Here is a 3,107-nt window from a genome sequence, read left to right as displayed (position 1 = left end):
TCCCTACCCTCGAAGATGCCGTAGTTGTCGATGATGAAGTTCACCGATTTCTTATAAGGTAACGAGGACTCGTTTACCAGCTTTCTCAAACCTTCCCAGTCTTCCCCCACCCAAGCAGTGAGCAAGGGGCATTGCTGCAAATCGTAATAGCGGCTGAGATAAGTCTTGAAGCCTTCACTGCGACGTTTAGATAAGGCCTCATTATCATAATAAGCGCCGTCAGGCGAGGAATAACCCGTGATCTGGATATGGCGGAAACGGGCCATATTATCTTTTAGAAGAGGTTGCAAAAGAACGTCCACTTTTGACAGTTCGGCCTTATTGTTCCCAAACGAAGGAACGACTGTGGAGACGCCTTTCGGGTAATCTATATAAGCCGTAGCCGTGGAGGTACGCACCTTGACAGGCTCGTCTTTTGGGACTAAATAATTCACCATATCCGAGAAAGCAGAACTCTCCACCTCGCGGATGACACGCACAGCAGGAACGGTTGCCAAAGCAGGCTGCTGAACACCCGGCTGAGCGCAAGGCGGCGTCAGGTTAATGTCTTTAGTAAGGACATCGTTGGCAAGGAGCAGTTCCGTACAACAATCCTTGCTGACTTGTTTAAGAATAAGGGAGGCATGCTCCATCCAAGAAGCGTAAGGGATGCTGACGCGGTAACGCAGGTTATAACTGCTGCCCCGTCTGACACCTACCCAAACGTGGTAAGGCTCTATTTTCTTCGGGTCGGGATCGACCGTTTCTTCACGTCTGTCGAAGCGGGCGCGCTGGCTACCCGACAAGACGATCGGAGGCAAAACGATACGCTTGCCTTTATAATGCAATTCAGGGACAAGGCTCAACGACTGCTCAGAAGGGATGCGGATACCGTTAGCCATGATCTTCAAATCGATACGCACACTGTCATCCCTTACCTCCATGTTCTGGGGGATTATACGGATACCTATCTCCGAACCTGAAACCGTCTTCTTTGAATCCGCCCGAACCGACGCGCTGCACAAAAGCAACGCAATAAACAGTATTATTGCACGCAGATAACACAGACGGGCGCAGATCAACACAGATAGATTTTCTTTAAAAAAACATCTGCGTAGACCTGTACGATCCATGTCATCTGTGTGCAATAAGACTATATCCATTCCCATATCTTTATTTTTTCTCTTCTCTCTCTTCTCTTTTCCCCGTTTTTCTCTCTTCTCTCCTACCAACTACCAACTACTAACTACCAACTACTTCTTCAATGAATCAAGTAAATAATCGAAATGCCCAGCTTCGTCGGGCCGTAGTAATGGCGTTTATAGCGGCCTATCAGTTCAGCGCATTCGGAACATACATATTTATTGTATTCCAGGTAGGCGTAACCAACCCCTAACGACAACTCCAACCCCCAACGCCTGCCGAGGGCAAAGTGGTAACCGTATGATACCCCGCCGCCATACAGGTGGCCGCGATAGGTGTATTGATCAAGTTCGGGGATAAAAGGTATCTGACCGATATTGTATTTAGACCAAAGGCCGTGGACGCCGAAGAAGTGACCTTCAAAACTCTTGCAAGGCCAGTAACGGAACTCGGGCTGAACCAAAACATGACGCAGGCTCATACCGTCGGGCAAAAATGTCCACGCGTTATAATTGCCGGAAATATCAAGGGAAGTTTTATGACCCAAAGCGATCTCAACGCCTAGATTCGGCGTCGTAGTGGCCCAATAAGCAAGGTTCGTTTTGGTTGCTATGTGCTGGCCGTATAAATTGCCGGCAGAAAGCAAACAAATAAGCAATTGTAACAATATTCTAACCATTTTATCTTCTTTTTTCTAAAAGAGCTTTATAAACTCTTTTAATGTCCCTTATTTGTGAAATAAGGGACAAAAGACGTAGAATAATGATTTTCAATGCTATACAAAGCCTTACTGACCAAAATAATAAATTTATACGCCGGTTTTATATTTCTTGATAGAGGTTAAATTACAATACTTGGGAGTAAGTTTTTATGCATAGGAAAATGAGGGCGATATTTGGCTAAAATGTCAGCATCCCTTATCTTTTTTTTACGGTTTACCGCTTTTTATAAATGTTTATTTACATATTTAGGGGCGAATTTGGGCACAAAGATGTAAATGGATGTTAAGGGCAAAAAAGGGGCTGTCCAAACTTTGTCTATAATTGAGCTTTGATGAGGCGTTTTTTCAATTTTTGATTAGATTTAGCCTGAACTATTTATAAAAATAAGCCTTTTTAACTTTTATTTGTCAAAAACCTCACATAAATCCTTTCACATTTATTTTTAATATCTACCTTTGCAGGCGTAACCCCATTGACTTTCGGGTTTTGGGGAAATAAAAGGGTGAAATTTCGTGTTGTTCTGACTTTAAAAATAGGGGATGTCCCTTATTTCACAAATAAGCGTCACCGGGAGCGGCGCACTATGTTATCCAAGCTCCGGATTACCTGCATATTTGCTTTATCCAATACCATCTGGTCCAAACTGCTCAGGTAAAAACGCGTTGTCTTCTCCGACGTATGGCCCAGGGATTCACCGATTATACCTAACGGCGTATGCAAACGCTTCGCCTCCATCGCCCACGCATGACGCGCCACGTAAGAAGTAAGCTTCACCGGTAAGTCCAGTCTATTCCCGATACGGCACAAACGGCGGTTATACGTACGGAGGCTGGATTTGTATTCCGTGTACGAAGGATCAGCCTTTTTAAGGATCGGGAAAAGGTAATCGCCAACGCCCTTGCCGGAATACTTATTCAATAACGCGCTCATCCCCTTGGACAGGCGGATACTGATACGGATATTCGTCTTGCGGCGGTAATAAACCAGGAAACCGTCCACCAGGTTCGCCGTGGTAAGGTAAGCCAGGTCTACAAACGGGATACCGCAAGTCATAAAACTAAAGATAAACAGGTCACGCGCAAACGACAGTTCACCTTCGCCATCCAGGTCGCACAACGCAATCTTTTTCAGTGCATCCACATCTATCGTGGCTTTATCCGTACGCTTCGGACTGAAACGGATATGCGAAAAAGGATTGGAATCCTTCGGGGCGAGGCGGTCGCTTACCGCCGAGTTGTACACCGTACGCAGGCAACTAAGGTA

The 3,107-nt window shown here is 45.5% G+C and carries 3 protein-coding genes; all 3 read right to left on the bottom strand.

The genetic code is table 11. From position 1 onward, the window contains the following. A partial coding sequence (locus C1721_RS00015) for a DUF3868 domain-containing protein (RefSeq protein ID WP_159063517.1) occupies positions 1-1,142 on the bottom strand: 1,142 nt, incomplete at its 3' end. 98 nt (positions 1,143-1,240) lie between these two features. After that, positions 1,241-1,801 (bottom strand): DUF3575 domain-containing protein, encoded by a 561-nt coding sequence (locus C1721_RS00010; protein ID WP_102405998.1) that lies wholly within the window; start codon positions 1,799-1,801, stop codon positions 1,241-1,243. Positions 1,802-2,408: 607 nt separating this feature from the next. Beyond that, on the bottom strand, positions 2,409-3,107 hold a 699-nt coding region (locus tag C1721_RS00005), incomplete at its 5' end, for a tyrosine-type recombinase/integrase (protein WP_102405996.1).

Origin of the sequence: Parabacteroides bouchesdurhonensis (assembly GCF_900186615.1) — a bacterium.
Classification (GTDB): domain Bacteria; phylum Bacteroidota; class Bacteroidia; order Bacteroidales; family Tannerellaceae; genus Parabacteroides; species Parabacteroides bouchesdurhonensis.
The sequence above is the reverse complement of the archived record's forward strand: the minus strand, read 5'-3'. Positions and strand labels throughout refer to the sequence as shown.

Coding starts and splice junctions, on each gene's coding strand:
- C1721_RS00010 (WP_102405998.1), bottom strand. CDS start 1,801: ATGGTTAGAATATTGTTACAATTGCTTATTTGTTTGCTTTCTGCCGGC.